This window comes from Comamonas sp. 23 (assembly GCF_049601575.1).
Taxonomy (GTDB): Bacteria; Pseudomonadota; Gammaproteobacteria; order Burkholderiales; family Burkholderiaceae_C; genus Comamonas; species Comamonas squillarum.
Genome location: NZ_CP187127.1, coordinates 1,625,079 through 1,647,771, shown reverse-complemented (window position 1 = coordinate 1,647,771; position 22,693 = coordinate 1,625,079). Strand labels below are relative to the sequence as shown.

Here is a 22,693-nt window from a genome sequence, read left to right as displayed (position 1 = left end):
TTGCCATATGGTTTCCTTTCTGTTTTGGTGCACCGGAAGCCGGCACACCTGCACAACGCAAGAAAGGAAACCTAGAGAATAAAAACTTGTAGCTGACTCAGGTATTTACTTTTTAGCACAACAACCGACTCTCAAGGAGAGAGCCTCAGGCGCAGTTGTTCCCGTCTGGTGGACGGGGGCACAACGTCCCAAGGAGCCGGTAAAGTTCTGTTGGACAGAACGTTTTTCCAAAAAGAAAAACTCAGACTTCTCTAAAGCTAGATCAACACAGGAAAACAGCCCAGACGAAACATCTGGTATGAGCGCATTGTATCTAAATTATTCTATTTGTAAATTAAATTTTCACCCTTGGACTTCAGGGTAAACCATTAAATTGATCCGCTGACTAATGCCTATCACCAGGATCGAGCCTGTGCTCTTAGCCTGCTAATCCACCTTCATATCGATTTGACTAAGGAGATACCCGTCACTCCCGCACCCCAACAAGGCAAACTCTGACGCCCACCCCCTCCCCCGCAGCCGCAGAATTTGCCCATGCTCGCTGCTTCTGCATCTGCCAACGCCCCACCCGCTGACGTCATCACGCTGACCGACAAAGGTCTGTACTGCGCGGCTGGGGATTTTTTTATTGATGCCTGGAAGCCGGTACACCGCACGTTCGTCACCCACGGCCACTCGGACCATGCCCATGTGGGGATGGGCGAGTACTACTGCAGCACAACCAGCGAACCAATTTTGCGATGGCGGCTGGGGGAGCAGAACATCCATGCGCTGCCGTTTGGGCAGACGATCACGATGGGGGAGGTGCAGGTATCGCTGCACCCTGCGGGGCATATCCTTGGCTCGGCCCAGGTGCGGGTGCAGCACGGTGATGCGGTATGGGTGTTCACGGGCGACTTCAAGCGCGAGCCTGACCCGACTTGTGAGGCGTTTGAGCTGCTGCGCTGCGACACCCTGATTTGCGAAGCGACCTTTGCCTACCCGGTGTACGCTTGGCCCACGATGGCCCATGAGGTGGAGCGCATTGAGCGCTGGGTGGCGCATTGCAAGGAGCAAGGCAAGGCGGCAGTGCTGTATGCCTACAGCCTGGGCAAGGCCCAGCGGGTGCTGGCAGGCTTGGCGGGCAAGCTGGATGCGCCCGTGTTACTGCATGGCGCGATGGCGCGCGGCACCGATATTTACCGGCAGGCGGGCATTGCGCTGGCCGCCACCGAGATGGTGGCCGATGTGCCCACCGATACCGACTTTGCCGGCCGCATGGTGCTGGCGCCGCCCTCTGCACAAGATTCCGCCTGGCTCAAGCGCTTTAAACAGGTGGAGCAAGGCTTTGCCTCGGGCTGGATGCTGCTGCGCGGCAACCGGCGGCGGCGCAATATGCAGCGCGGCTTTGTCATATCGGACCATGCCGATTGGCAGGAACTCGTCGACACCATTACCGAAAGTGGCGCCCAGCGAGTGCTGGCCACCCATGGCAATACCGATGCGCTGATCCCCTACCTGCAGAGCCTGGGCATACAGGCGGAGCGGCTGCGCACCGCCTATGGCGATGAAGAGGAGGCGGCCGAATGAACCGCTTTGTGGCGCTGTACCAGTTGCTGGACGAGGCATCCGGCACACGCGACCGCGAGCTGGCCCTGCAGCAGTACTTTGCCGGTGCCACTGCCGCCGAGGCAACCTGGGCCGTTTATGTGCTGAGCGGCGGCAAGGTCAACACCGGCAAGAACCGCCTGGCCACCACCACCGAGCTGCGCAGCTGGGTGAGCGAGCTGACCGCCCTGCCACTGTGGCTGGTGGAAGAGAGCTACCGCCAGGTGGGCGATTTGGCGGAGACCTTGTCCTTGTTGGTAGCAGCCTGGCAAAAGCAGGGTATCAACCATCCTGAGCTGACTGCTGCACCCAGCACAGCCATTGCCCCCGATGACGACGCGCCTTGGCATGCAAGCTTGCTGGGCGCCACCTTTAAAACACCCGACAACGACAGCCGCCTGGACGAATGGACCGAGCAGTTTTTGCTGCCGCTGGTGGCAGCGGGTGCCGAGCAGCGCAAGCGCGCGATACAGCAGGCCTGGCAGCAGCTGGATACGCCTTCGCGCCTGGTCTTTAACAAGCTGTTGACCGGATCGCTGCGCGCAGGCGTTAACAAGCGCAGCCTGCAAAACAGCCTGGCGCCCCTGGTGGGCATATCTGCCGCCGATATGGCCCACCGCATGGTGGGCGAATGGCTGCCCAGCGCCCAGGCCTATGAGGCCTTGATGGACCCGGACACCAGCGCGCAGCTGCTGGACAAGCCCTACCCCTTCTACCTCGCCTCCCCGCTGCCGCAAGAGCCAGCGGCACTGGGCGACCCCAAGGATTGGCTGGCCGAATGGAAATGGGATGGCATCCGCGTGCAGCTGGTGCGGCGCCAGGGCCATGCGCCTTACCTGTGGTCGCGCGGCGAGGAACGGCTGGATGGCCGCTTTCCCGAGCTGGAGACTGCTGCTGCGCTGCTACCGAGCGACATGGTGCTCGATGGTGAATTGCTGGCCTGGGACTACGAACAGAACAAGCCGCTGGGCTTTGTCGCGCTGCAAAGCCGTATCCAAAAGCGCAAGCCTTCGCCCAAGCTGATGCAGACGGTGCCAGCGCGCATATTGTTTTACGACCTGCTCGAGTTTGAACGCGACGACCTGCGCTCCCAGCCGCTGGAGCAGCGCCGCGTCAAGCTGGAGCGGATCATCCACCATGCCGACTTGCCCGCGCTGGGCATATCGCCCCAGTTGCCGTTTGATGACTGGGAGGCACTGGCCCCGCTGCGCAATAGCGCTGCAGAGCGCAACGCCGAAGGGCTGATGCTCAAGGCGCTGGCCTCCCCCTACAAGGAAGGCCGGCGCCGGGGCGACTGGTGGAAGTGGAAGGTGGACCCGTTCAGCATTGATGCGGTGCTGATCTATGCGCAAAGCGGCAGCGGCCGCCGCAGCACCTTGCACACCGACTACACCTTTGCCGTGTGGAGCGGCGATGCGCTGGTGCCTGTCGCCAAGGCCTACTCGGGCTTGACCGATGTGGAGATTTTGCGGCTGGACAAATGGATCCGCAGCCACACGGTGGAGCGCTTTGGGCCGGTGCGGTCTGTCACGCCCAGCCTCGTGTTTGAGATTGCCTTTGAAGGCGTGAACCGCTCCACCCGCCACAAATCGGGCGTGGCAGTGCGCTTTCCGCGCATCTTGCGTTGGCGCGAGGACAAGACCGCGCAAGATGCCGACCAATTGAGCGCCTTGCTGGAGCTGGCCGATGGCTGATCTGGACCAAACTACGGCCCCCAGCGGCCGCGCGATGCAGCGCGCGGCCAAGCGCTGGCGCGACTGGTTGAAGGAGCAGGACATAGGCGCGGCCGTCTTCCAGCAACAGGCCTGGCGCGCCTATGCCGAAGGGCACAGCGGTCTGATATCCGCCCCCACCGGCCGGGGCAAAACCTTGGCAGCGCTGGGGGGCCCGTTGATGCAGGCGATGGCCGAGGCCGAGACGTCCGAGGGCCGCGCAGCGCATGGCCCGCGCATGCTGTGGGTGACGCCATTGCGCGCGCTGGCTAGCGATACCCGCGAGCGCATCACCGGCCCGGTAGCAGCCGTGCTGCCCCATTGGCAAGTGGCGATGCGCACCGGCGACGCCACATCGCGCGACAAGCGGTTGACCGATACCGGCAAGGCGCAGCTGGTGGTGATAACGCCTGAGTCGCTTGCGCTGCTGCTGAGCCATGAGCGCAGCCGCGAGCAGTTCAGCCAGTTGCGCTGCATCGTGGTGGATGAGTGGCATGAGCTCTTGCCCAGCAAACGCGGCGTGCTGCTGCAGCTGAACCTGGCGCGCATCCAGGCGCTGGCACCTGCCGCGCAGGTCTGGGGTTTGTCGGCGACGATTGGCAACCTGGCAGAGGCCAGCGATGTGCTGCTGAGCGCCTGGCAGGTGAAGGAGCCAGCATTGGTCCAGGACATGCGGCCCAAGCCTTTTCATCTGCACAGCATCACGCCGCAGCTGGGCACACGCATGCCCTGGGCGGGGCATCTGGGCCTGGCCAATTTGGGCGAGGTGGCCAAGCTGGTGTTCAGCGCGCCCAGCACGATTGTGTTTACCAACACCCGCGCGCAGGCCGAGCTGTGGCACACGGCGCTGGCGAGCATATGGCCGGAAGATGCCGAGACCTTGGCGATCCACCACGGTTCGCTGGACCAGGGCGTACGGCAGTCGGTGGAGCAGCGCCTGCGCGCTGGCACCCTGCGCTGCGTGGTGGCGACCAGCAGCCTGGATTTGGGCGTGGACTTCCCGGCAGTCGAGCGCGTGATCCAGATTGGCGGGGCACGGTCTGTGGCCCGCATGGTGCAGCGCGCCGGCCGTGCCAAGCACCGGCCTGGTGCTGCCGTGCATGTGGAAGCCGTTGCCACCCAGGCGATGGACCTGGCCGAGTTTGCCGCCGTGCGCGAGCTGGCCGAGGCCCAGGTGTATGAGCGGCGCGAGCCCCTGCGCCTGTGCTTTGATGTGCTGAGCCAGCATGCGATGAGCGCGGCGCTGGCGGGAGGATTCAGGCCGCCGGAGCTGTTGGCCGAGGTGCGGCGCACAGCGGCTTTTCGTGATCTGAGCGATGCGCAGTGGCAGTCCGTGCTGGCGTTTCTGGAGCATGGCAGCGATTCGCTCGTGCAGTACCCGCAGTACGAGCGCCTGCACTGTGCCGATGGCCTGTGCCAGCCAGCCAACACCGGCGTGGTGCGCATGCACCGCATGTCGATTGGCACGATCACCGCGCATGGCGCAGTCAATGTGCAGTACCTGCGCGGCGCGCGGCTGGGCTCGGTTGAAGAGGCGTTTATCGCGCGCCTGAACGCTGGCGATGTATTCAACTTTGCCGGACGCAGCCTGGTGCTGGTGCGGCTGGAGAACAACACCGCCTGGGTGCGCCGCAGTGCCCAGGTAGGCCTGCTGACGCCGGCCTGGGCCGGCTCGCTGATGCCGATGTCCTCATCCTTGGGTGAGCGCATGCAGCAGCTGCTGAGCACCGCCGCTACCAGCCCTGCCGCCGATGACGCGCCGCACGCCCGCGAGCTGCAATGGCTGCAGCCCTTGCTGCAGCTGCAAAGCCAGCGCTCGCTGGTGCCGGGTGCGGGCCAGCTGCTGATCGAGCAGGTGGGCAAAACACAAACAGTCCAGGCGGGCAAGACGGCGCCGCTGTTTGTCTATCCCTTTGCCGGCCGCGTGGCGCATGAGGGGCTGGCGGTGCTGATTGCCACGCGCCTGGCCCACATCCAGCCCAACACCTTTGCCTGGGCCTGCAATGAGATTGGGCTGATGATCCAGCCCACCTTGCCCATCGATGCGAATGCGGTGGACTGGTCAGAGATATTTCAACTCGACGGGCTGGATACCGATCTGCGCTCTGCCGTGAACTTCAGCGAGCTGGCACGCAAGCGCTTCAAGGAAATTGCACAGATTGCCGGCCTGGTGCAGTCCAAGGTGCCGGGCAAAAAGAGCCGCGCCAGCGACCGGCAATTGCAGGTCTCGGCCAGCCTGCTGTTTGATGTGCTGAGCAAGTATGACCCCGAGCACCTGCTGCTGCGCCAGGCCCGGCAAGAGGCGCTGGACCAGGAGCTGCACCTGCCAACGATGCAAAGGCTGCTGGCCAGCATTGCAGGGCGGCAGATCGCATTGCGCTTTCCGGCCAAACACACGCCGTTCTCGTTTGGGCTGTGGGCGGAGAGCTTTCGTGGCCAGCTCAGCAATGAGACCTGGCAGGACAAGGTGCGGCGCATGGCCGCGCAGCAAGAGCGCCAAAGCCTTGGCGACACTCACCCCCGACAGGCCGCCCACCCGGGCGCCCCGACCCAGGGAGCGGCCCGCCGCGCGCGCCGCTCCCGGCAACCAGAGGACCGTTCTTAATGGCAGGTACGCATTCCGCCCAGCTCTTCTCCCCAATTCAAGTCTCCCCCTCGCCCCAGGACCATGTTGCCGCCAGCATTGCCGGCATGGAGTTTTTGGTACTGGCAGAGCGGGCGCTGTTCTGGCCCCAGGAGAGCTTGCTGATCATTGCCGACCTGCACCTGGGCAAGAGCGATATCTTCCGGCGCCGGGGCGTGGCCGTGCCGCTGGAAGTGCAACGGCAAGACCTGCTGCGCCTGCACCAGGTCTTGCAGAAATGGCAGCCCCAGGAGCTGGTGATTCTGGGCGACTTTGTGCATGGCCGCTTTATTGGCGAAGACACCTTTCAGCTGTGGCAGAACCTGCGCCGCGCCAACCTCAAAACCCGATTTAGCCTGACACGTGGCAACCATGACCGCTTCTTGCAGACCGAAGCCCTGCTGCTCGATGACGTGCACACCCACCTGGTGCGCCACCAGGTGCTGATGAGCCATGAGCCCATGGGCCCGGGCGTGCACCACTTTGCGCTCAATATCCACGGCCATATCCACCCTGCCATGCGCGTGCCACAGCTGTGCAAGCGCCTGCCTTGCTTGGCCTACTCTGCGCCCTACCTGAACCTGCCGGCGTTCTCGGAGTTCACCGGCTCGGGGCCGATGGCGGTGCAGCCACTGCATGCCTGGCTGTTTGCCGGCGAAGGCACCGCGCCGATTGCGGTGTATTGATGGCACTTTGCTGATCGCCAGCTTCCTCTTTCTCTCAAACGGGCGCTGCATTCCAGCTGCAGCAACGCCAAAACCCAATCCTGGCGCGCCTTTGCGCAGATTGGCTGATGGCGCTAACAGCGAAGCGCGCACGGTCTGGCCCGCGTTTGGACTACAAACTTTTTGGGGGCCAAAAGCAGAATAAGGGCGTCATCTAACAAGGAATAGCCATGGTCACCACATATGTAGAGGAAGAGCGTGTCGTCACCGGCGCAGTACCGCGTGCATTAGCGGGCAGCAGCGAAAGTGCGGTCTCCTGGGCCGCCATTTTTGCGGGCGCATTGGCAGCAGCCGTGCTGTCGCTGCTGCTGTTCATGCTGGGCATTGGCCTGGGCCTGTCGTCGGTCTCGGTCTGGTCGGGCCGTGGCGCCGACGGCGAGACGATTGGCTGGGGCGCGGTTGCCTGGCTGGCATTCACGCAGCTGGCGTCGGCCGGCGTGGGTGGCTATATCGCTGGCCGACTGCGCACCAAGTGGCAAGGCGTGCACACCGATGAGGTGTACTTCCGCGACACCGCCCATGGCTTTCTGTCCTGGGCGCTGGCGACGATGCTGATGGTGGCAGTAGCCGGCTCGGTGGCAGGAGCTGCGATCTCCGGCACGGCCAAGGCCGCCGGTGCGGTGGTCAGCGGCGCCGCCCAAGTGGTGGGCGGTGCAGCCAGTGGTGCCACCGGTGTGATCGGTGGTGCCGCCTCTGCCGCACTGACCGGCGCTGCTGGCGTGACCGCCGGCAAGGCCAATGAGCCGGGCTCGGACCTGAACTACTGGATCAACAGCCTGCTGCGCCAGGGTGGCCCTACCGAACAGCAAAAGCAGGACATGAAGGACAGCGCGCAAAACGCCGCCCAGAAGGCCCGCTCCGCCGCCGATGACGCCAGCGAGATGAGCACCGTGTTTGTGCACTCGCTGCAAGCTGGCTCGCTGTCGAACGACGACCGCCAGTACCTGGGCCGCCTGGTGGCACAACGCACCGACATGGGCCAGGAAGAGTCTGAGAAGAAGGTGCAAGCCACCTACGACCAGGTCAAGCAACAGATCGACAAGGCCAAGCAAGCTGCGCAAGACGCAGAAGTGAAGGCCAAGCAAGCGGCCGAGCAAGCCCGCAAGGCCACCGCCTACTCGCTGCTGTGGATGTTTGTGGTGCTGCTGATCGGGGCCTTTGTCGGCAGCCTGTCTGCCACCTTTGGCGGCCGCCAGCGCGACGCTTGAACCACCCTCTGCCTGACTTGATTTAACCCTTTTGCCTACGGGCAAGCCTAGAAAGGAAACACCATGCGATCCATCCTGCTTTGGCTGATTGGCGTGCCGATCCCGATCATCATCTTGATTGCCATCTTCTTCCATTAAGAAGATCGCTCCCCCAGCACCCAGGCCGCTCGATGAGCGGCCTTTTTGCGTTGGGCCGGTGCATCGGAGAAAACAGGCCGCTACCTCAGCCTACGCATACAGCCAAGCCCTCCAAACACCTACAAGCGCGGCGTGGTGCAACTGTCATCCTTAGTGGTTCCAGCCCACCGGCTGAACACAACGCCAACCCCACGGAGATCCACGATGACCACTCGCAAATCGACCTCGTCCGCAGCAAAGACCCAAGGCAACGCAGGCGAGCTCCATGCGCAGGCCGGTGACGGCCACCCAGTGATGACGACGCAGCAAGGCATTCCGGTATCGGACAACCAGAATTCTCTGCGGGCCTACCACCGCGGCCCGACCTTGCTGGAAGACTTTGTGCTGCGCGAGAAGATCACGCACTTTGACCATGAGCGCATTCCAGAGCGCATCGTCCACGCACGCGGCACGGCAGCGCATGGCTATTTTGAGCTGAGCGATTCGCTGAAGAAATACACGACGGCCAAGGTGCTGACCGAAGTGGGCAAGAAGGTGCCGATCTTTGTGCGCATGTCCACCGTGGCAGGCGGCGCCGGCTCGGTCGATACGCCGCGTGATGTACGCGGCTTTGCGATCAAGCTCTACACCGAAGAAGGCAACTGGGACCTGGTGGGCAACAATATTCCGGTGTTCTTTATCCAGGATGCGATGAAGTTCCCCGACCTGGTACATGCCGTGAAAATGGAACCGGACCGGGGCTTTCCGCAAGCTGCTTCTGCGCATGACACCTTCTGGGATTTCATCTCGCTGATGCCCGAGTCGATGCACATGATCATGTGGGCGATGAGCGACCGCGCCATCCCGCGCAGCCTGCGCACCATCGAAGGCTTTGGCGTGCACAGCTTTCGCCTCATCAACGACAAGGGCGAGAGCACCTTTGTGAAGTTCCACTGGCGGCCCCAGCTGGGCATCCAGTCCACCGTCTGGGACGAGGCCGCCAAGCTGCAGTCTGCCGACAACGACTACCACCGCCGTGACCTGTTCGAGGCGATTGAAGCCGGCCATGCGCCCGCCTGGGATCTGTTGGTGCAACTGTTCACGCAGGAAGAGGCCGATGCCCTGCCCTATGACCACCTGGACCCGACCAAGATCATTCCGGAAGAGGTGATTCCGCTCACCAAGATCGGCAGCTTTACCCTGGACCGCTGGCCGGACAACTTTTTTGCCGAAACCGAGCAGGTCGCCTTCTGCCCGGCCAATGTGCCGCCAGGCATTGATTTCTCCAACGATCCGCTGCTGCAAGGCCGCTTGTTCTCGTACCTGGACACGCAGCTCTCGCGCCTGGGCGGGCCCAACTTTACGCAGATCCCCGTGAATGCGCCCAAGTGCCCGTTTGCGCATACCCAGCGCGATGGCCATATGCAAACCCAGGTGCCCAAGGGGCGTGTGGCGTATGAGCCATCGAGCCTGGACCCGAACTCACCCCGCGAATCGCGCGCCCAGGGCTTCCGCTCGTTTGCGCAGCCTTCGGAGGCCGATGCCAAGAGCCGCATCCGCCCTGAAAGCTTTGCCGACCACTACAGCCAGGCGCGCCTGTTCTACACAAGCCAGAGCGCGCTGGAGCAAGCCCATATCGCCAGCGCCCTGGTGTTTGAGCTGTCCAAGGTGCAGACGCCCCATGTGCGTGAAGCCGTGGTTGCCCATCTGCTGGTGATTGACAACGACCTGGGCAAGCGCGTGGCCAAGGGCCTGGGCCTGGCGGCGCTGCCCAAGCCCGCCAAGCCTGCAGTGCCGGTGCAAGACCTGCCGCCCAGCCCCGCGCTGCGCATCATCGACCGCATGAAGCCGACCCTGGAAGGGCGCTGTGTCGCCATCCTGGTGGACGATGGCTCCAACGCCGAAAACGTGGCCGCGCTGCAAAAGGCCATCCTGGCCGAGAAGGCCATGGTCAAGATCATCGCCCCCAAGATTGGCGGCGCCACCTTGAGCGACGGCAAGCACATCGCCGCCGATGCCCAGCTGGCCGGCGCGCCATCGGCGCAGTTTGATGCGGTCGCCTCGGTCATCCCGATGGCATCGGGCGAAATGCTGGCCAAGGATGGCGCGGCGCAAGACTGGTTCCGCGATGCCTTTGGGCATCTGAAAGCGATTGCCGCTTGCAAGGCAACGCATCTGATCCTGGATGCCGCTGGCGTAAAGCCCGATGAAGGCGTGTTTGAGCCCAAGGATGTGGCCGGATTTATCAAGGGCGCGAAGTCGCGCTTCTGGGACCGCGAGCCTAAGGTGCGTACCTTGGCTTGATAGCCAGTTTCAGGGGCTGCCGATGCGCCCTTGAAGCCCCGCCAGCAGGCGCTGCAGTGAAAGCTGTGGCGCCTTTTTTGCGTCCATCGCCAGCGAGCACCGGCCGATTCGAGCCTGCGCATGGGCCCAGCTTGTGCCGGCAAAAAACCCTGCAACGCCTCGGGAAAGTACCGCGCAAAGCCGCAGCAAGGCAATGCTATGATCCCGCAAAATTTGTATGATAACCATACCAGTCTCCCGAGGTTTTAGGGTCTCAGGAGTTCTTCTAACGAGTCAACGAGACAAGTCCTTTCTATGACGACCATTGCCCTTCTGAGCATTGCGGGCGCCAGCATTGCTGCGCTGCTGCTGCTCATCATCCGATTTGAAGTCCATGCCTTTGTGGCACTGATGCTGGTGAGCCTGTTGGTGGCGCTGGCAACCGGCATACCGCTCGCGGAGATCATTCCCACCCTGATATCCGGCATGGGCGGCACCTTGGGATCAGTCGCGATCCTGGTGGCGCTGGGGGCGATGCTGGGGCGGATGATCGAGGTATCCGGCGGAGCCAATACCTTGGCACAGCGCTTTAGCCAGCTGCTGGGCCCCAAGCGGGTGCCGGCAGCGCTGACGGCGGCGGCGCTGGTGCTGTCGATACCGGTGTTCTTTGATGTGGGCTTCATCATTTTGATCCCCATCATTTATGGCTTTTGCAAGGCCGCTGGCGTCAGCCCCATCAAGTTCGGGCTGCCGGTGGCCGGCATCATGCTGGCCACCCATGTGGTGGTGCCACCGCACCCGGGCATTGTGGGCGGCGCGGCCGTGCTCTCGGCCGATGTGGGCTGGATCACGCTGATTGGGCTGGGCATCTGCATTCCGCTGGCCTTTGTCGCCCAGTGGGTGGGCGGCTATTTGAACCGCCGCCACTACGCGATGCAGCCGGAAGCCGAGGCGCAGTTCCGCAACTTTGGCAGCGGTGATGCAGCCGATGCGCCTGCCGCCAAGCTGCCCGGCGTGGGCGCGGTATTGACCCTGATCCTGGCGCCGCTGGCCCTCATCATGCTGGGCACGACTGCCGCGACCATGCTGCCCAAGGGCGACGCGCTGCGTGATTTTCTGGCCTTTACCGGCGCCCCGGTGTTTGCGCTGATGGTAGCGATTGGCCTGGCCTTTGTACTGCTGGTGCGCCCGCTGGGCTGGACGCGCAAGCGCACCAATGACGTGATGGAATCGGCACTGCCAGCAGCGGCCACGGTGATTTTGGTGACGGGCGCCGGTGGCGTGTTTGCCAAGGTGCTGACGGTGAGCGGCATTGGCACGGCGCTGTCGCAGGCGCTGGCGGGCACGGGGCTGCCATTGATTTTGCTGGGTTTCATCATCTCGCTGGCGCTGCGCGCCGCGCAGGGCTCGGCCACGGTGGCCATTCTCACCACCTGCGGCCTGCTGGCCGAAAGCATCCACAGCGGCGGCTACAGCGTCGTGCAGGTCGCTGTGCTGACGGTGGCCATCGGCTTTGGCGGCCTGGGGCTGTCGCATGTCAATGACTCGGGCTTCTGGATTGTGACCCGTTACCTGGGCCTGAGCGTGGCCGATGGCCTGCGCAGCTGGACGGTGCTGACAACGGTGCTGGGCCTGGCCGGCTTTGCGCTGACCTGCCTGGTCTGGGCGCTGGTGGCCTGATCCGCTGCCTGATTTGTCGCGAACCAATTTGTCACTTGCATTCTTGTGCGCCGGCCCCCGGCCGGGCATTCTCTATCTCTGATTCACGGGAGCATCTCCAATGACTACACAACAGCAAGGCGCCAAGGTAGGCGTCATCGGCCTGGGCGCCATGGGCCTGGGCATTGCCCAAACCTTGCGCAACCGGGGCTACCAGGTCCATGTCTGTGATGTGCGCCCGGGGGCGGCGGCCGACTTTGCCAGCGCTGGCGGTGTGGCCTGTGCCCACCCGGCCGAGCTCGCGGCCCAGGTAGAGGTGGTGGTGTCGGTCGTCGTCAACGCTGCGCAGACCGAGGCCGTGCTGTTTGGCGAGCATGGCGCCGCTGCAGCGATGCGCCCCGGCAGCACCTTTGTGATGTGCTCCACCGTGGACCCGAACTGGTCTATCGCGCTGGAGGCGCGCCTGGCCCAGAGCGGCGTGCTGTATGTCGATGGCCCGATCTCCGGTGGCGCGGCCAAGGCAGCGGCCGGCCAGATGACGATGATGACCTCGGCCACGCCAGCGGCGTATGCGGCCGCGGGCGATGTGCTCGATGCGATGGCCGGCAAGGTCTACCGCCTGGGCGACAAGGCCGGCGCGGGCAGCAAGGTCAAGATCATCAACCAGCTGCTGGCAGGGGTCCACATTGCCGCAGCGGCCGAGGCCATGGCCTTGGGCCTGCGTGAAGGCGTGGACGCTGCTGCTATCTACGAGGTCATCACCCACAGCGCCGGCAACAGCTGGATGTTTGAAAACCGCATGGCCCATGTGCTGGCGGGCGACTACACACCACTGTCGGCCGTCGATATCTTTGTGAAGGACCTGGGTCTGGTGCTGGATACGGCACGCGCCAGCAAGTTTCCGCTGCCGCTGGCAGCCACCGCGCACCAGATGTTCATGCAGGCATCCACAGCCGGCTATGCCAAGGAAGACGACAGCGCGGTGATCAAGATCTTCCCCGGCATCACCCTGCCCCAGGCTGCCAATGACGGAGGCCAGCGATGAGCGGCGCCGCGTTGAAGCTGGGCTGCATTGCCGATGACTTTACCGGCGCCACTGACCTGGCCAACAACCTGGTGCGCGCCGGCATGCGCGTGGTGCAGACCATTGGCGTGCCTACGGGCCCGCTCGATACCGAGGTGGATGCCGTGGTGGTGGCCCTCAAGTCGCGCACCATCCCCGCTGACCAGGCCATTGCCCAGTCGCTCGATGCCCTGCGCTGGCTGCAGGGCCAGGGCGCGCAGCAGATCTATTTCAAGTACTGCTCCACCTTTGACAGCACGCCCACCGGCAATATCGGCCCGGTGACGGAGGCGTTGATGGATGCGCTGGGCAGCGACTTCAGCATCGCCACCCCGGCGTTCCCCGACAACAAGCGCACCGTCTTCAAGGGCTATCTGTTTGCCGGCGATGTGCTGCTGAACGAGTGCGGCATGCAGAACCACCCGCTGACCCCCATGACCGACCCCAACCTGGTGCGCGTGCTGCAGTCGCAGACCCGGCGCAAGGTGGGCTTGATCGACCACAGCGTGGTGGCCCAGGACGCAGACGCCATCCGCAGCCGCATTGCGGCGCTGAAGGCCGACGGCGTGGGCATTGCGATTGTCGATGCGGTATCGAACGATGACCTGCTGCGCATGGGCCCGGCGCTGGCGGATCTGCCGCTGGTGACCGCCGGCTCGGGCGTCGCCATTGCGCTGCCCGCCAACTTTGGCCTGCAGCCCAGCAACCAGGCTGCCGCCTTGCCTGCGGCCAGTGGGCTGCAAGCAGTGGTGTCGGGCAGTTGCTCGGTAGCGACCAATGCCCAGGTGGCGCACTTTATCGCCAGCGGCCGCCCGGCGCTTGCGATTGCGCCGCTGCGCATGGCCGCTGGTGATGCGGTCGTGCGCGAAGCGCTGGATTGGGCCCGGCCGCATCTGGCCAAGGGCCCGGTGCTGGTCTACTCCACCGCCGAGCCCGATGCGGTGCGCAGCATCCAGGCCCAGCTGGGTGTGGAGCAGGCCGGTGCGCTGGTCGAGCAGACCCTGGCCGCCATTGCGCGCGGCCTGGTGGAAATGGGCGTGGGGCAGCTGATCGTTGCCGGTGGCGAAACATCGGGCGCTTGCGTGCAGGCGCTGGGCATTGCACAGATGCGCATTGGTGGCCAGATTGACCCGGGGGTGCCCTGGTGCCATGCGGCCAGCCCGGCAGCGCCCGAGGGCTTGCACATCGCGCTCAAATCGGGCAACTTTGGCAGCACCGACTTCTTCACCAAGGCATTCACCGCTTTGCAAGGCTGACAACCATGGTCTTTATGGACGAACCCAGCGCCCGCGCCGAGATCTGCCGGGTAGGCGCATCGCTGTTCCAGCGCGGCTATGTGCATGCCAGCGCTGGCAATATCAGTGTGCGCCTGGCCGATGGCTACCTGATCACCCCGACCGATGCCAGCCTGGGCCAACTGCTGCCCGAGCGCCTGGCCAAGCTCGATCTGCAAGGCCAGCAGCTGAGCGGTGACCGCGCCAGCAAGACCATCGTGCTGCACCGGCGCATTTACGAGGCCAGCGCCAACACGCCGACACCGGCCGGCTGCGTGATCCACACCCACAGCCGCCAGCTGGTCGCCTGCTCGCTGCAAGCCACTGCTGTGCCGGGGGTGGAGCCGGCCGCCGAGCTGCTGCCGGCGCTGACGCCCTACTTTGTGATGAAGGTGGGCCGCGTGCCGCATATCCCTTATTACCGCCCCGGCTCGCCCGATGCGGCGCAGGCCGTGGCCGAGGCGATTGCGCAGTACGCGGCAGCGGGCCGGCCGATTCGCGCGGTGATGCTGGCACGCCTGGGCCCCAATGTCTGGCACGAAAGCCCGGCTGCCGCGATGGCCGCACTGGAAGAGCTGGAAGAAACGGCCCTGCTCTGGAACCAGTGCCGCCAGCAAGCACCCGCGCCGCTGAGCGAGGCCCAGATTGACGAGCTGCGCCAGAGCTTTGGCGCCCACTGGTAAAACTACCTCACGGCCTGCCGCACACTGATCGATTGCCTGCCGGCCGCCCCTTTTTTGGAAATCACCCATGCCCCGTTTCGCTGCCAACCTGTCCATGCTCTACAACGACCTGGACTTTCTGGACCGCTTTGCCGCCGCCGCCCGCGATGGTTTTACGGCCGTGGAGTACCTCTTCCCCTACGCCTACGCGCCAGAGCAGCTGGCAGCCTTGCTGCAGCAGCAGGGCCTGCAGCAGGTGCTGTTCAATGCGCCGCCGGGTGATTGGGACCGGGGCGAGCGCGGCATCGCCTGCATCCCCGGGCGTGAGGCCGAGTTCCGCGACGGCATTGCACAGGCGCTGCGCTACGCCCAAGCGCTGCAATGCCCACGCCTGCATGTGATGGCCGGCCTGGTGCCTGCGGGCGTGGATACCGCTACCGTGCGTGCCACCTATATTGCCAATATCCGCCATGCGGCCGAGCAGGCAGCGGCGCAGGATGTACGCATTCTGCTGGAACCCATCAATGGCCGCGATATGCCTGGCTTCTTCCTGAGCCGCCAGGACCAGGCCCATGCCTTGGTCGCAGAGATGGGCGCGGCCAATGTGCAGGTGCAGATGGACCTCTACCACTGCCAGATCGTTGAGGGCGACCTGGCGATGAAGATCCGCCAGTACCTGCCCACGGGCCAGGTCGGCCATATCCAGATTGCCGGCGTGCCCGAGCGCCACGAGCCCGATGTGGGTGAGCTGCACTACCCCTATCTGTTTGCGCTGCTTGACCGCCTGGGCTGGGACGGCTGGATTGGCTGCGAGTACAAGCCCGCACGCGGCGCAGCGCCCCATGCCACCAGCGATGGCCTGGGCTGGCTCAAGCCCTATCTGGCAAAGGCTGAGTAAGCGGCTCGACGCACCCCCGTGGTGGATGGGGTGGCCTAGAATCCCCTCATCCCCCTTTAGCCGCAGGCCCCCCGGCCCGCCGCCCTGCGATGCGACCACCAGCGACCGAATCCTTTTTGCAGCGGGTGCGCCAGCACCTGCAGGCACTGCCCGCGACCGAGCGGCAACTGGCCGACTTTGTGCTGGAGTTCCCCGGCGAGCTGGCCAGCTACGCCGGCAATGAGCTGGCCCAGCTGGCGAAGGTGTCGCCCTCGACGGTAAGCCGCTTTATCCGGCGCCTCGGCTATGAGAACTACGAAGAAGCGCGCCGCCAGGTGCGCGAGGACAAGCAAAGCGGCTCACCGCTGTTCCAGTCGGCGGCCGAAGCTTTTCAGCGCGGGCAGATGCTGGCCACGCACCGCGAGCGCTCGCTGGCCAACCTGACAAACACCCTGGACCAGCTGAGCGAGCCACAGCTGAGCGAGATCGTGCAGGCCATCATCGCCGCGCGCCAGGTGCTCATCTTTGGCAGCCGCAGCAGCCATGCCTTTGCGCAGTACCTGCGCTGGCAGATCATCCAGGTGGTGCCCCAGGTCATCAGCCTGCCCGGCCCGGGCGAAACACTTGCCGAGTACACCGCCAGCCTCAGCCAAAACGACTGCGTCATCGTCTTTGGCATGCGCCGCCAGACCCGCCAGATGGCCGCACTGCTGGCCAGCGCCAGCAAGGCGGGTGCCGCTGTGCTGCTGGTCAGCGACCAGGCCTCCCCCCACTATGCCGCTGCCACCTGGTCCATCCAGTGCGACTGCCATGGCCCAGGCCTTTTGGACAACCATGTGGCCGTGATGGCCGTCTGCGACCTGCTGGCTACCATGGTGCTGGAGGCTGCGGGAGCGCCGGGGCGCAAGCGCCTGGCTGCGATTGAGCAGCAGCATGAGCAGCACCGGGAGTTTTGATGCTGGCTGGGCTGCACTGGCGCGGTGCAGGCCCGCTGACCTGCCTGCAGAGCGTCGTATCGCTAGCGATTTGGAGCACGGTTTTCCCATCAGATTCCAGAAACCATGTGGCGAACCTGCGGATGGCGAAAGGTCGCTGAAGGGTGATGGATCAGCAGAGACACTAGGCGGATGGGCCCTTCAAGGCCGCTGGCTGAGCTGGGCCTAGTAGCGTCCGATGTGGATTCGACGTTGGGACTAAGGCTCCGGCCACAAGCTTCCGGTCGCGGAAGATAAAAGCAGACGCCCTACGTGGGTGCCAGCGCATTTTTTAAAACGGCACTCTACCTTTGCGATTAAGTGCGGAAATCCACCGCCCATTGATTCCGAGCAAAGGCTCTATGGAGTCATCGATGTAGTCATCAACGGCTTGCTGCTCCTCCTGAGAGAGCTTGAGGACTGCAGATATGCAACCACAGCTAGCAAGCTGCTGGCCACAAAACGGGCAGCGTTCTCGAAGGCAAAAAAGCTCATGCAATTGGCCCTCATTACAGCCACAGTCGTCGCAAGTGTTTGGCATGAAAGCCCCAAAAGCAAAGCCTAAAGTCTGACACGCGTGGCCGCACTAGCATTCCGGGCGCAATCGGATCGATAGATGGGTTGGTTCCAATCAATGGCTCGCAGCTTGACCATCATTGGCTACGAGATAGGCTGCGACAGTCGCTATCGGACGTCAGCCTTCGTTGATGGAATCAAGAAGCAGACATTCAACGAACAAAATCAGCGGATTGCCGTAGGCAAGTTCGCTTGAGCACTGGCTTAAAACAAGTGGCGGCAAACGCTTGTTCCGTCAAGCTTTTGAAAATACAAGCATTAATTTCATAAGCCTTGCATGTCATTCTTAACCCATTCAAGAGTCTTCAGCAGAACTTCATTGCTTGGCGTTTTTGTATTATCTAAAGCTGCTGATATTGCTTCAGCCAGCACATTCAACCGCCACTGAATTTCTCTAATTTTTTCGCGCCCCGCCTCAGCATCAGCCTTGTCGATATACTGTGATAGCTCGTTATTTTTCAAACTGGCGCACAGAACTGCTGCCAAGTCTCGACATATCCTCAATCTTTCGAATAGATATATTTGTTCATTTTGAGCATAATAAGATGTTTGCGAGGTCATAAATAATATCTCATTAAATTATTGAAAAGAAACCAACGGATTTAAATTAACCAGTGCGCCCGATTTTAAAGCACAAAGTTCATCCATGAAGCCCGCTTCCCTCACCGTGTTAAACGCCACACAGTTTATGGAACACCCGTGAGCGAATTCGTTCGAAACACTATGGCCTACGCACTGAGTCGGCAGCCCTCTTCCTATTGGTCTCAGCCCCTATCGCCACAGCTACCTACGCCGCCGCATCAGCTGCCGTGGCCTAGCTTCAACGTCCCCCACCACCCTGCCCCCCAATGCCACCCTGAATGGCACGTTGCTTGCTTAACCCTGCCTAGCGCATGAAATTTCAATTTCATATGCACCATATTAGTGAAATACCTATACCAAACTTCGATGAACTGCCCAACACTGGCGCAGCGATCCGAATCGAGCAAGTACGACTCTTCTCAAGGAGCTTTCAATGGCTGGTGGACCTGCACTTTCCTCTGCACCCGACTCTCCCAAGGTGGCCGAACTCGACCAGGCCTTGGACAAGATAGGGGTGACCCGCTCGCACCACACGATCATCTTTTTGATCCTGATTGGCTGCCTGTTTGACAGCTTCGAGCAGAACGCAGTCGGCATCATCGGGCCCATGCTCAAGGAGCAATGGGGGCTGACGGCGTCGGACATCGGCATGCTCAACTCGGTGACCTTTGCCTGCGCGGCGATTGGCCGCATTGTCTCGGGCTATATCGCAGACCGCTATGGCCGCCGCGTGATGCTGACGGTGGACCTGCTGCTGTTCACGATTGGTGCGGGTATCTGCGCGATGGCGCCCAATCTGGCGGTGATGGCGCTGGGCCGCGCGGTGGTGGGCTTTGGCCTGGGGGGCGAGATTGCGATTGCGGTGACCATGCTGTCGGAGTTCTGCTCGTCCAAGTTCCGGGGCACGGCAGTCGGCCTGGTCAATGTGGGCGCGGGCGGGCTGGGCAATTTTCTGGCGCCGGCCTTTGGCCTCTTGGTGTTCTGGATCTTCCCGGGCGACAACGGCTGGCGCTGGCTGTTTGTCTGCCTGATGGTGCCTGCGCTGCTGGCGGCGTTCTACCGCCGCTACATCCCCGAGACACCGCGCTTTCTGCTGTCGCAAGGCCGTATTGCCGAGACCAATGCGGTGCTGACGCGCCTGGCATCGGGCAAGCTGGCGGGCGCCGCGCAAGCCGCCCACCCCTATATCAGCGATGACGGCGCCAGCACCACGGCGGCCAAAATCAAGGTGCGCATCACCGAGATTTTCCGGGGCGCGCTCGGCCGCCGCACGGTGCCGCTGTGCATCACCATCTGGATGACCTATGGCGCGCAGATTTCGGTGCTGACCTTGATGCCGACGATTCTGGTGGGCCTGGGCTACAGCATGTCCAAGAGCCTGCTGTTCACGATGGTGATGCAAAGCGGCAGCCTGCTGGGAGCGATTGCGGCGTCGGCGCTGGGCTTTCACTTTCCGCGCAAGCGGGTGCTGACGGCCGGCGCCATCTGCGCCTGCCTGGCGGCGCTCACGATTGGCTTTGCCGCCAAGAGCATTGTGGTGCTGCTGATTGCAGGGGCCACCTTCCAGTTCTTTGTGCTGCTGCTCAACACCACCATCTGGATCTATGCGCCCGAACTCTACCCCACCCGTGTGCGTGCCTTTGGCACCGCCTTCATCCTGGCCACCGGCACGGCAGCGGGCGCGCTGATGCCGCTGGTGGCCGGCCGTCTGTTTGATGGCTTTGGCCTGGGCGGCGTGTTTGGCCTGGCCGCTGCGATGTACCTGATTTTCATCATCAGCGTGCAATGCGTGCCCGAGACCTATGGCCGCTCCCCCGATGCCGAGCCGCTGGCTGGCACGCCTGCCACGGCCCAATCCTAGTTTTGCTGCATGTCCAAAATCCTGCTGATCAACCCCAATGCCTCCGAGGCCACCACTGCGATGATGGCCGACATTGCCCAGCGCTCGGCGCCCGCGCCGTGGCAGATTCTGCCGCGCACCGCCGGCAAGGGCCCGTTGATGATCGTCAACGCGACCGAGCTGGCGCAAGCCGCGCTGGAGGTAGAAGACTGCTGGCGCGAGGCGCCCAGCGATTGCGCCGGTGTCATCATCAGCGCCTTTGGCGACCCAGGGCTGGAGCGGCTGCGCGCCTTGAGCGCCGTGCCCGTCGTCGGCATTGCCGAGGCCTCGATGCTGGAGGCGGCCAGCGGCGGGCGGCGCTTTGGTGTGGCCACCGTGACACCGGACTTGGTGGAGCCGATTGCCGGGCGCGTGGCTGCCGTGGGTTTGGCACACCTCTACACCGGCATCCGCCTGACCGAGGGCGACCCGCGCGCCTTGAGTGGTGATGCGCAGGCGCTGGAAGCCGCACTGGCCCAAGCCGTGCAACGCTGTGTGGACGAGGATGGCGCGCAGGCCGTGATCATTGGCGGCGGCCCGCTGGGCCAGGCCGCCATTGCGCTGGCCCAGCGCCTGCATCTGCCGGTGATTGCGCCGATACCGGCGGCGGTGCGCAGGCTGGCCCAGCTGATGGGCTGAGCGCGCCTGCGATCAGCCAAGCGGCTGCAAGTGATGCTAGTTAACCAGCAGTGCGCAGTTGCCAGAAAGGCAGCGCCTGCGGCCCGCACATGCCGGTCGCAATGCGCTGTGCGGTGGGCAGCGAACCGGTGAGCCCCAGGTGGCCATGGCCCACGGCCAGCCACAGGCCCTGGATTGCATCGATATGGCCCACCACCGGCACGGAGCCGGGCAGGCAGGGGCGGTGGCCCATCCAGTGCTGGGCCTCCAGGCCTGCCAGCGCCGGGAAGGCCTCGCGCGCCATGCGCTCGATGCCCGCTGCGCGGCGCGGGTTGGGCGGGGCCTTCAGCCCAGCGATCTCGACCGTGCCGCCCACGCGCAGCCCGCCTTCCATCGGCGCGATAAACACCTTTTTGTCGGCCAGCACCACGGTGCGTTCCACCAGGTGCTGGGCACCGGCAAACTGGGCGTGGTAGCCGCGTTGCGATTCGATCGGCAGCAGCATGCCCAGCGGCTTGAGCAATGCAGGCGCCCAGGCGCCAGCGGCCACGACGATATGCGGCCAGCGCTGCGCATCGAGCGCGGCATCGCCCGTGCGCACGGCCCAGCCCTTGTCATCGGGGCGGATGGCCTTGACCTCCGCCTGCACCAGCTTGCCGCCGCGCTGCACAAAGGCATGCAGCATGCTTTGCACATAGCGCAGCGGGTTCAGGATGGTGCCGTGGTCGGCGAGATAACGGCCATGGGCATAGCCCTGGGGTGCATGGGGCTCGAGCGCCTCGATGCCGGCGCGGTCCAGCTCCTCGACCTGGTAGCCATACTTGGCGCGCAGCTGCCAGCCGGTGGCATCCTTTTGCGCGTAATCGGCATCGGGGTAGAGGTGCAGATGGCCGCGCCGCATGAACAGCTCGGACACGCCCAGGTTCTGCGCCAGCGCCGCATGCGCATCGACGGCGCCCTGGTACAGGTCGTTGAGGCGCTCTGCCGCCGCAGCCACACGCTTGGGCTCGGCCGATTGCGCAAAGGCCACCAGCCAGGACGCCGCCTTGGGCAGGTGCTTCCAGCCAATCGACAGCGGGCCGTCCTGGTCCATCAGCATGCCGGGCACGGTTTTCAAGATGCCAGGCAGGGCCAGCGGCGCGACCGAGCCGGGGCTGATCGCGCCGGAGTTGCCGTAGCTGCATTCCATGCCGGGCTCGCCCCGGTCGATCAAGGTGACGGCCACGCCATAGCTTTGCAGCGCCAGGGCGGTAGCTACGCCGACCACACCGGCGCCGACGACCACCACCTGCTTGGGTGCCTGCACCGGGGCGCCCTGCTTGTTCACTGTCTCTGTCATGTCATCCAATCTGCAAAACCGGCCCAGACCAAGGCGGCCTCGGGCGTGAACCGTGCCTGGGCCAGCTGCTGCTGGACCTCAGCGGCCTGCCACAGCGCAAACTGCGCCACTTCGCCATCCTGGTTGCGGGGCACCTGGCCTTCGGGCACGGTGGCGGCATACCAGTGGATGTCTTCGTACATATAGCCCAGGTCGTCGCCGCCATCGCTGTCGGGCTGGCGAAAGCACAGCACGCCGCCATGGCGCAGGCCCTGCAAGTCAGTAATCTGCAGGCCGGCCTCTTCCCAGGTTTCGCGCGCCAGGGCTTCATCCAAACTGTCCTGGGCCGAGACCATGCCGCCCATCAAGGTGTCCCAGTGCAGCGGGTAGTTGGCCTTGTTGGCCGCGCGCTGCTGCACCCACAGGCGCCCATCAGGCGCGATGCCCACCAGGTGCACGGCCAAGGTGGCAATGCCCAGCACGCGCACCGCCCCGCGCTCGACGGTGCCGATAAGGCTGCCATCGACCGCCTGCACGGCCAGCTGCTCGTTGCGCCAGGGGCCACTGCGGCCCGCATCGCGCAGCGCATCGGCCAGGCGGCCCATCAGCGCCGTCGCGTCCTGCGTGGGTGATTCAAGCAGCCACACCGCCGTGCCCGAGCGCTCGCGCTTGGACAGCAGTGCATCACCGCCCAGGCGCCCGGCGATGCCGGTGTCGATCAGAAAATGCTCGACCAGGGAGCCGACCGCCTGGCCGTTGACCCACAGCGGCAGCCGGGGCTTGCGCGGCGGCGACTGCATGGCCCTGCGCGCAGCAGCCAGCCAGGTGGGCGGCTCGGGCGCGAACAGCGGGGGAGAAACACGGGTCATGGTGCACTATCAAAATAAAAGCAGATGGATGTTAGTCCATCTGCGCCTGGGGGCTGCCAGCCCCCGCCCAAAACCCGATGCGGACAT

General features: G+C 64.0%; 18 protein-coding genes. 14 read left to right on the top strand and 4 right to left on the bottom strand.

The genetic code is table 11. From position 1 onward, the window contains the following. Positions 1–534 precede the first annotated feature (534 nt). From ACPEE1_RS07360 to ACPEE1_RS07335, 6 genes are all read left to right on the top strand, one after another. The gene (locus tag ACPEE1_RS07360; protein ID WP_423935758.1) at positions 535–1,569 is read left to right on the top strand and encodes a ligase-associated DNA damage response exonuclease; all 1,035 of its coding nucleotides are present in this window, start codon (positions 535–537) and stop codon (positions 1,567–1,569) included. Next, entirely contained in the window at positions 1,566–3,281 is a 1,716-nt protein-coding gene (locus ACPEE1_RS07355; protein WP_423935756.1) for an ATP-dependent DNA ligase, read from the top strand. Before ACPEE1_RS07360 ends, ACPEE1_RS07355 begins: the two co-directional genes overlap by 4 nt. Beyond that, complete coding sequence (locus ACPEE1_RS07350) at positions 3,274–5,904, top strand: ligase-associated DNA damage response DEXH box helicase (protein WP_423935754.1); 2,631 nt, start codon at positions 3,274–3,276, stop codon at positions 5,902–5,904. Before ACPEE1_RS07355 ends, ACPEE1_RS07350 begins: the two co-directional genes overlap by 8 nt. Further along, on the top strand, positions 5,904–6,608 hold the full coding sequence (pdeM, locus tag ACPEE1_RS07345; protein WP_423935752.1) for a ligase-associated DNA damage response endonuclease PdeM: 705 nt from the start codon (positions 5,904–5,906) through the stop codon (positions 6,606–6,608). The genes ACPEE1_RS07350 and pdeM overlap by 1 nt, the downstream gene beginning before the upstream one ends. A gap of 209 nt (positions 6,609–6,817) precedes the next feature. Beyond that, positions 6,818–7,855, top strand: coding sequence for a hypothetical protein (locus ACPEE1_RS07340; RefSeq protein WP_423935751.1), 1,038 nt, complete (start codon positions 6,818–6,820; stop codon positions 7,853–7,855). A 342-nt stretch (positions 7,856–8,197) separates the two neighbouring features. Continuing rightward, a complete protein-coding gene (locus ACPEE1_RS07335; protein ID WP_423935749.1) occupies positions 8,198–10,276 on the top strand; it encodes a catalase in 2,079 nt (692 codons plus the stop codon). A gap of 9 nt (positions 10,277–10,285) precedes the next feature. Here ACPEE1_RS07335 and ACPEE1_RS07330 read toward each other — a convergent pair whose 3' ends face one another. Continuing rightward, positions 10,286–10,504, bottom strand: a complete 219-nt coding sequence (locus ACPEE1_RS07330; RefSeq protein ID WP_339533619.1) for a hypothetical protein — start codon at positions 10,502–10,504, stop codon at positions 10,286–10,288. Positions 10,505–10,570: 66 nt separating this feature from the next. Here ACPEE1_RS07330 and ACPEE1_RS07325 point away from each other — a divergent pair, with 66 nt between their 5' ends. From ACPEE1_RS07325 to ACPEE1_RS07300, 6 genes are all read left to right on the top strand, one after another. Next, positions 10,571–11,935 carry a GntP family transporter gene (locus tag ACPEE1_RS07325; RefSeq protein ID WP_423935747.1) on the top strand — a complete coding sequence of 455 codons (1,365 nt, stop codon included), beginning with the start codon at positions 10,571–10,573 and terminating at the stop codon, positions 11,933–11,935. A 100-nt stretch (positions 11,936–12,035) separates the two neighbouring features. After that, positions 12,036–12,959: an L-threonate dehydrogenase gene (ltnD, locus tag ACPEE1_RS07320; RefSeq protein WP_339558551.1), complete on the top strand. Its 924-nt coding sequence runs from the start codon at positions 12,036–12,038 to the stop codon at positions 12,957–12,959. After that, positions 12,956–14,233: a 3-oxo-tetronate kinase gene (gene otnK, locus ACPEE1_RS07315; RefSeq protein ID WP_423935744.1), complete on the top strand. Its 1,278-nt coding sequence runs from the start codon at positions 12,956–12,958 to the stop codon at positions 14,231–14,233. Before ltnD ends, otnK begins: the two co-directional genes overlap by 4 nt. 14 nt (positions 14,234–14,247) lie before the next feature. Further along, positions 14,248–14,934: an aldolase gene (locus ACPEE1_RS07310; RefSeq protein WP_423935742.1), complete on the top strand. Its 687-nt coding sequence runs from the start codon at positions 14,248–14,250 to the stop codon at positions 14,932–14,934. A 67-nt stretch (positions 14,935–15,001) separates the two neighbouring features. Continuing rightward, positions 15,002–15,811, top strand: coding sequence for a 2-oxo-tetronate isomerase (otnI, locus tag ACPEE1_RS07305; RefSeq protein WP_423935740.1), 810 nt, complete (start codon positions 15,002–15,004; stop codon positions 15,809–15,811). Positions 15,812–15,900: 89 nt separating this feature from the next. Then, positions 15,901–16,746 (top strand): MurR/RpiR family transcriptional regulator, encoded by an 846-nt coding sequence (locus tag ACPEE1_RS07300; RefSeq protein ID WP_423935738.1) that lies wholly within the window; start codon positions 15,901–15,903, stop codon positions 16,744–16,746. 858 nt (positions 16,747–17,604) lie between these two features. Here ACPEE1_RS07300 and ACPEE1_RS07295 read toward each other — a convergent pair. After that, positions 17,605–17,901, bottom strand: a complete 297-nt coding sequence (locus tag ACPEE1_RS07295; RefSeq protein ID WP_423935737.1) for a hypothetical protein — start codon at positions 17,899–17,901, stop codon at positions 17,605–17,607. A gap of 454 nt (positions 17,902–18,355) precedes the next feature. On the opposite strand from ACPEE1_RS07295, the gene ACPEE1_RS07290 reads away from it, so the two are divergent. Together ACPEE1_RS07290 and ACPEE1_RS07285 are read left to right on the top strand one after the other, a co-directional pair. After that, on the top strand, positions 18,356–19,783 hold the full coding sequence (locus ACPEE1_RS07290; protein WP_021027198.1) for an MFS transporter: 1,428 nt from the start codon (positions 18,356–18,358) through the stop codon (positions 19,781–19,783). A 9-nt stretch (positions 19,784–19,792) separates the two neighbouring features. Then, on the top strand, positions 19,793–20,440 hold the full coding sequence (locus ACPEE1_RS07285) for an aspartate/glutamate racemase family protein (RefSeq protein WP_423935735.1): 648 nt from the start codon (positions 19,793–19,795) through the stop codon (positions 20,438–20,440). A 40-nt stretch (positions 20,441–20,480) separates the two neighbouring features. Here ACPEE1_RS07285 and ACPEE1_RS07280 read toward each other — a convergent pair whose 3' ends face one another. Next, entirely contained in the window at positions 20,481–21,758 is a 1,278-nt protein-coding gene (locus tag ACPEE1_RS07280; RefSeq protein WP_423935733.1) for an NAD(P)/FAD-dependent oxidoreductase, read from the bottom strand. After that, positions 21,755–22,606 carry an NUDIX hydrolase gene (locus ACPEE1_RS07275; protein WP_423935731.1) on the bottom strand — a complete coding sequence of 284 codons (852 nt, stop codon included), beginning with the start codon at positions 22,604–22,606 and terminating at the stop codon, positions 21,755–21,757. The genes ACPEE1_RS07280 and ACPEE1_RS07275 overlap by 4 nt, the downstream gene beginning before the upstream one ends. Positions 22,607–22,693 lie beyond the last annotated feature (87 nt).

Bases quoted from the DNA above. Each gene is read 5' to 3' on its own strand.
- ACPEE1_RS07300 (WP_423935738.1), top strand. From the start codon at position 15,901: ATGCGACCACCAGCGACCGAATCCTTTTTGCAGCGGGTGCGCCAGCAC.
- ACPEE1_RS07310 (WP_423935742.1), top strand. From the start codon at position 14,248: ATGGACGAACCCAGCGCCCGCGCCGAGATCTGCCGGGTAGGCGCATCG.
- ACPEE1_RS07330 (WP_339533619.1), bottom strand. From the start codon at position 10,504: ATGGTTATCATACAAATTTTGCGGGATCATAGCATTGCCTTGCTGCGG.
- ACPEE1_RS07275 (WP_423935731.1), bottom strand. From the start codon at position 22,606: ATGACCCGTGTTTCTCCCCCGCTGTTCGCGCCCGAGCCGCCCACCTGG.
- ACPEE1_RS07340 (WP_423935751.1), top strand. From the start codon at position 6,818: ATGGTCACCACATATGTAGAGGAAGAGCGTGTCGTCACCGGCGCAGTA.
- ACPEE1_RS07325 (WP_423935747.1), top strand. From the start codon at position 10,571: ATGACGACCATTGCCCTTCTGAGCATTGCGGGCGCCAGCATTGCTGCG.
- ACPEE1_RS07335 (WP_423935749.1), top strand. From the start codon at position 8,198: ATGACCACTCGCAAATCGACCTCGTCCGCAGCAAAGACCCAAGGCAAC.
- ACPEE1_RS07290 (WP_021027198.1), top strand. From the start codon at position 18,356: ATGGCTGGTGGACCTGCACTTTCCTCTGCACCCGACTCTCCCAAGGTG.
- ACPEE1_RS07280 (WP_423935733.1), bottom strand. From the start codon at position 21,758: ATGACAGAGACAGTGAACAAGCAGGGCGCCCCGGTGCAGGCACCCAAG.
- otnK (WP_423935744.1), top strand. From the start codon at position 12,956: ATGAGCGGCGCCGCGTTGAAGCTGGGCTGCATTGCCGATGACTTTACC.
- ACPEE1_RS07350 (WP_423935754.1), top strand. From the start codon at position 3,274: ATGGCTGATCTGGACCAAACTACGGCCCCCAGCGGCCGCGCGATGCAG.
- ACPEE1_RS07285 (WP_423935735.1), top strand. From the start codon at position 19,793: ATGTCCAAAATCCTGCTGATCAACCCCAATGCCTCCGAGGCCACCACT.
- ACPEE1_RS07360 (WP_423935758.1), top strand. From the start codon at position 535: ATGCTCGCTGCTTCTGCATCTGCCAACGCCCCACCCGCTGACGTCATC.
- ltnD (WP_339558551.1), top strand. From the start codon at position 12,036: ATGACTACACAACAGCAAGGCGCCAAGGTAGGCGTCATCGGCCTGGGC.
- ACPEE1_RS07355 (WP_423935756.1), top strand. From the start codon at position 1,566: ATGAACCGCTTTGTGGCGCTGTACCAGTTGCTGGACGAGGCATCCGGC.
- pdeM (WP_423935752.1), top strand. From the start codon at position 5,904: ATGGCAGGTACGCATTCCGCCCAGCTCTTCTCCCCAATTCAAGTCTCC.
- ACPEE1_RS07295 (WP_423935737.1), bottom strand. From the start codon at position 17,901: ATGACCTCGCAAACATCTTATTATGCTCAAAATGAACAAATATATCTA.
- otnI (WP_423935740.1), top strand. From the start codon at position 15,002: ATGCCCCGTTTCGCTGCCAACCTGTCCATGCTCTACAACGACCTGGAC.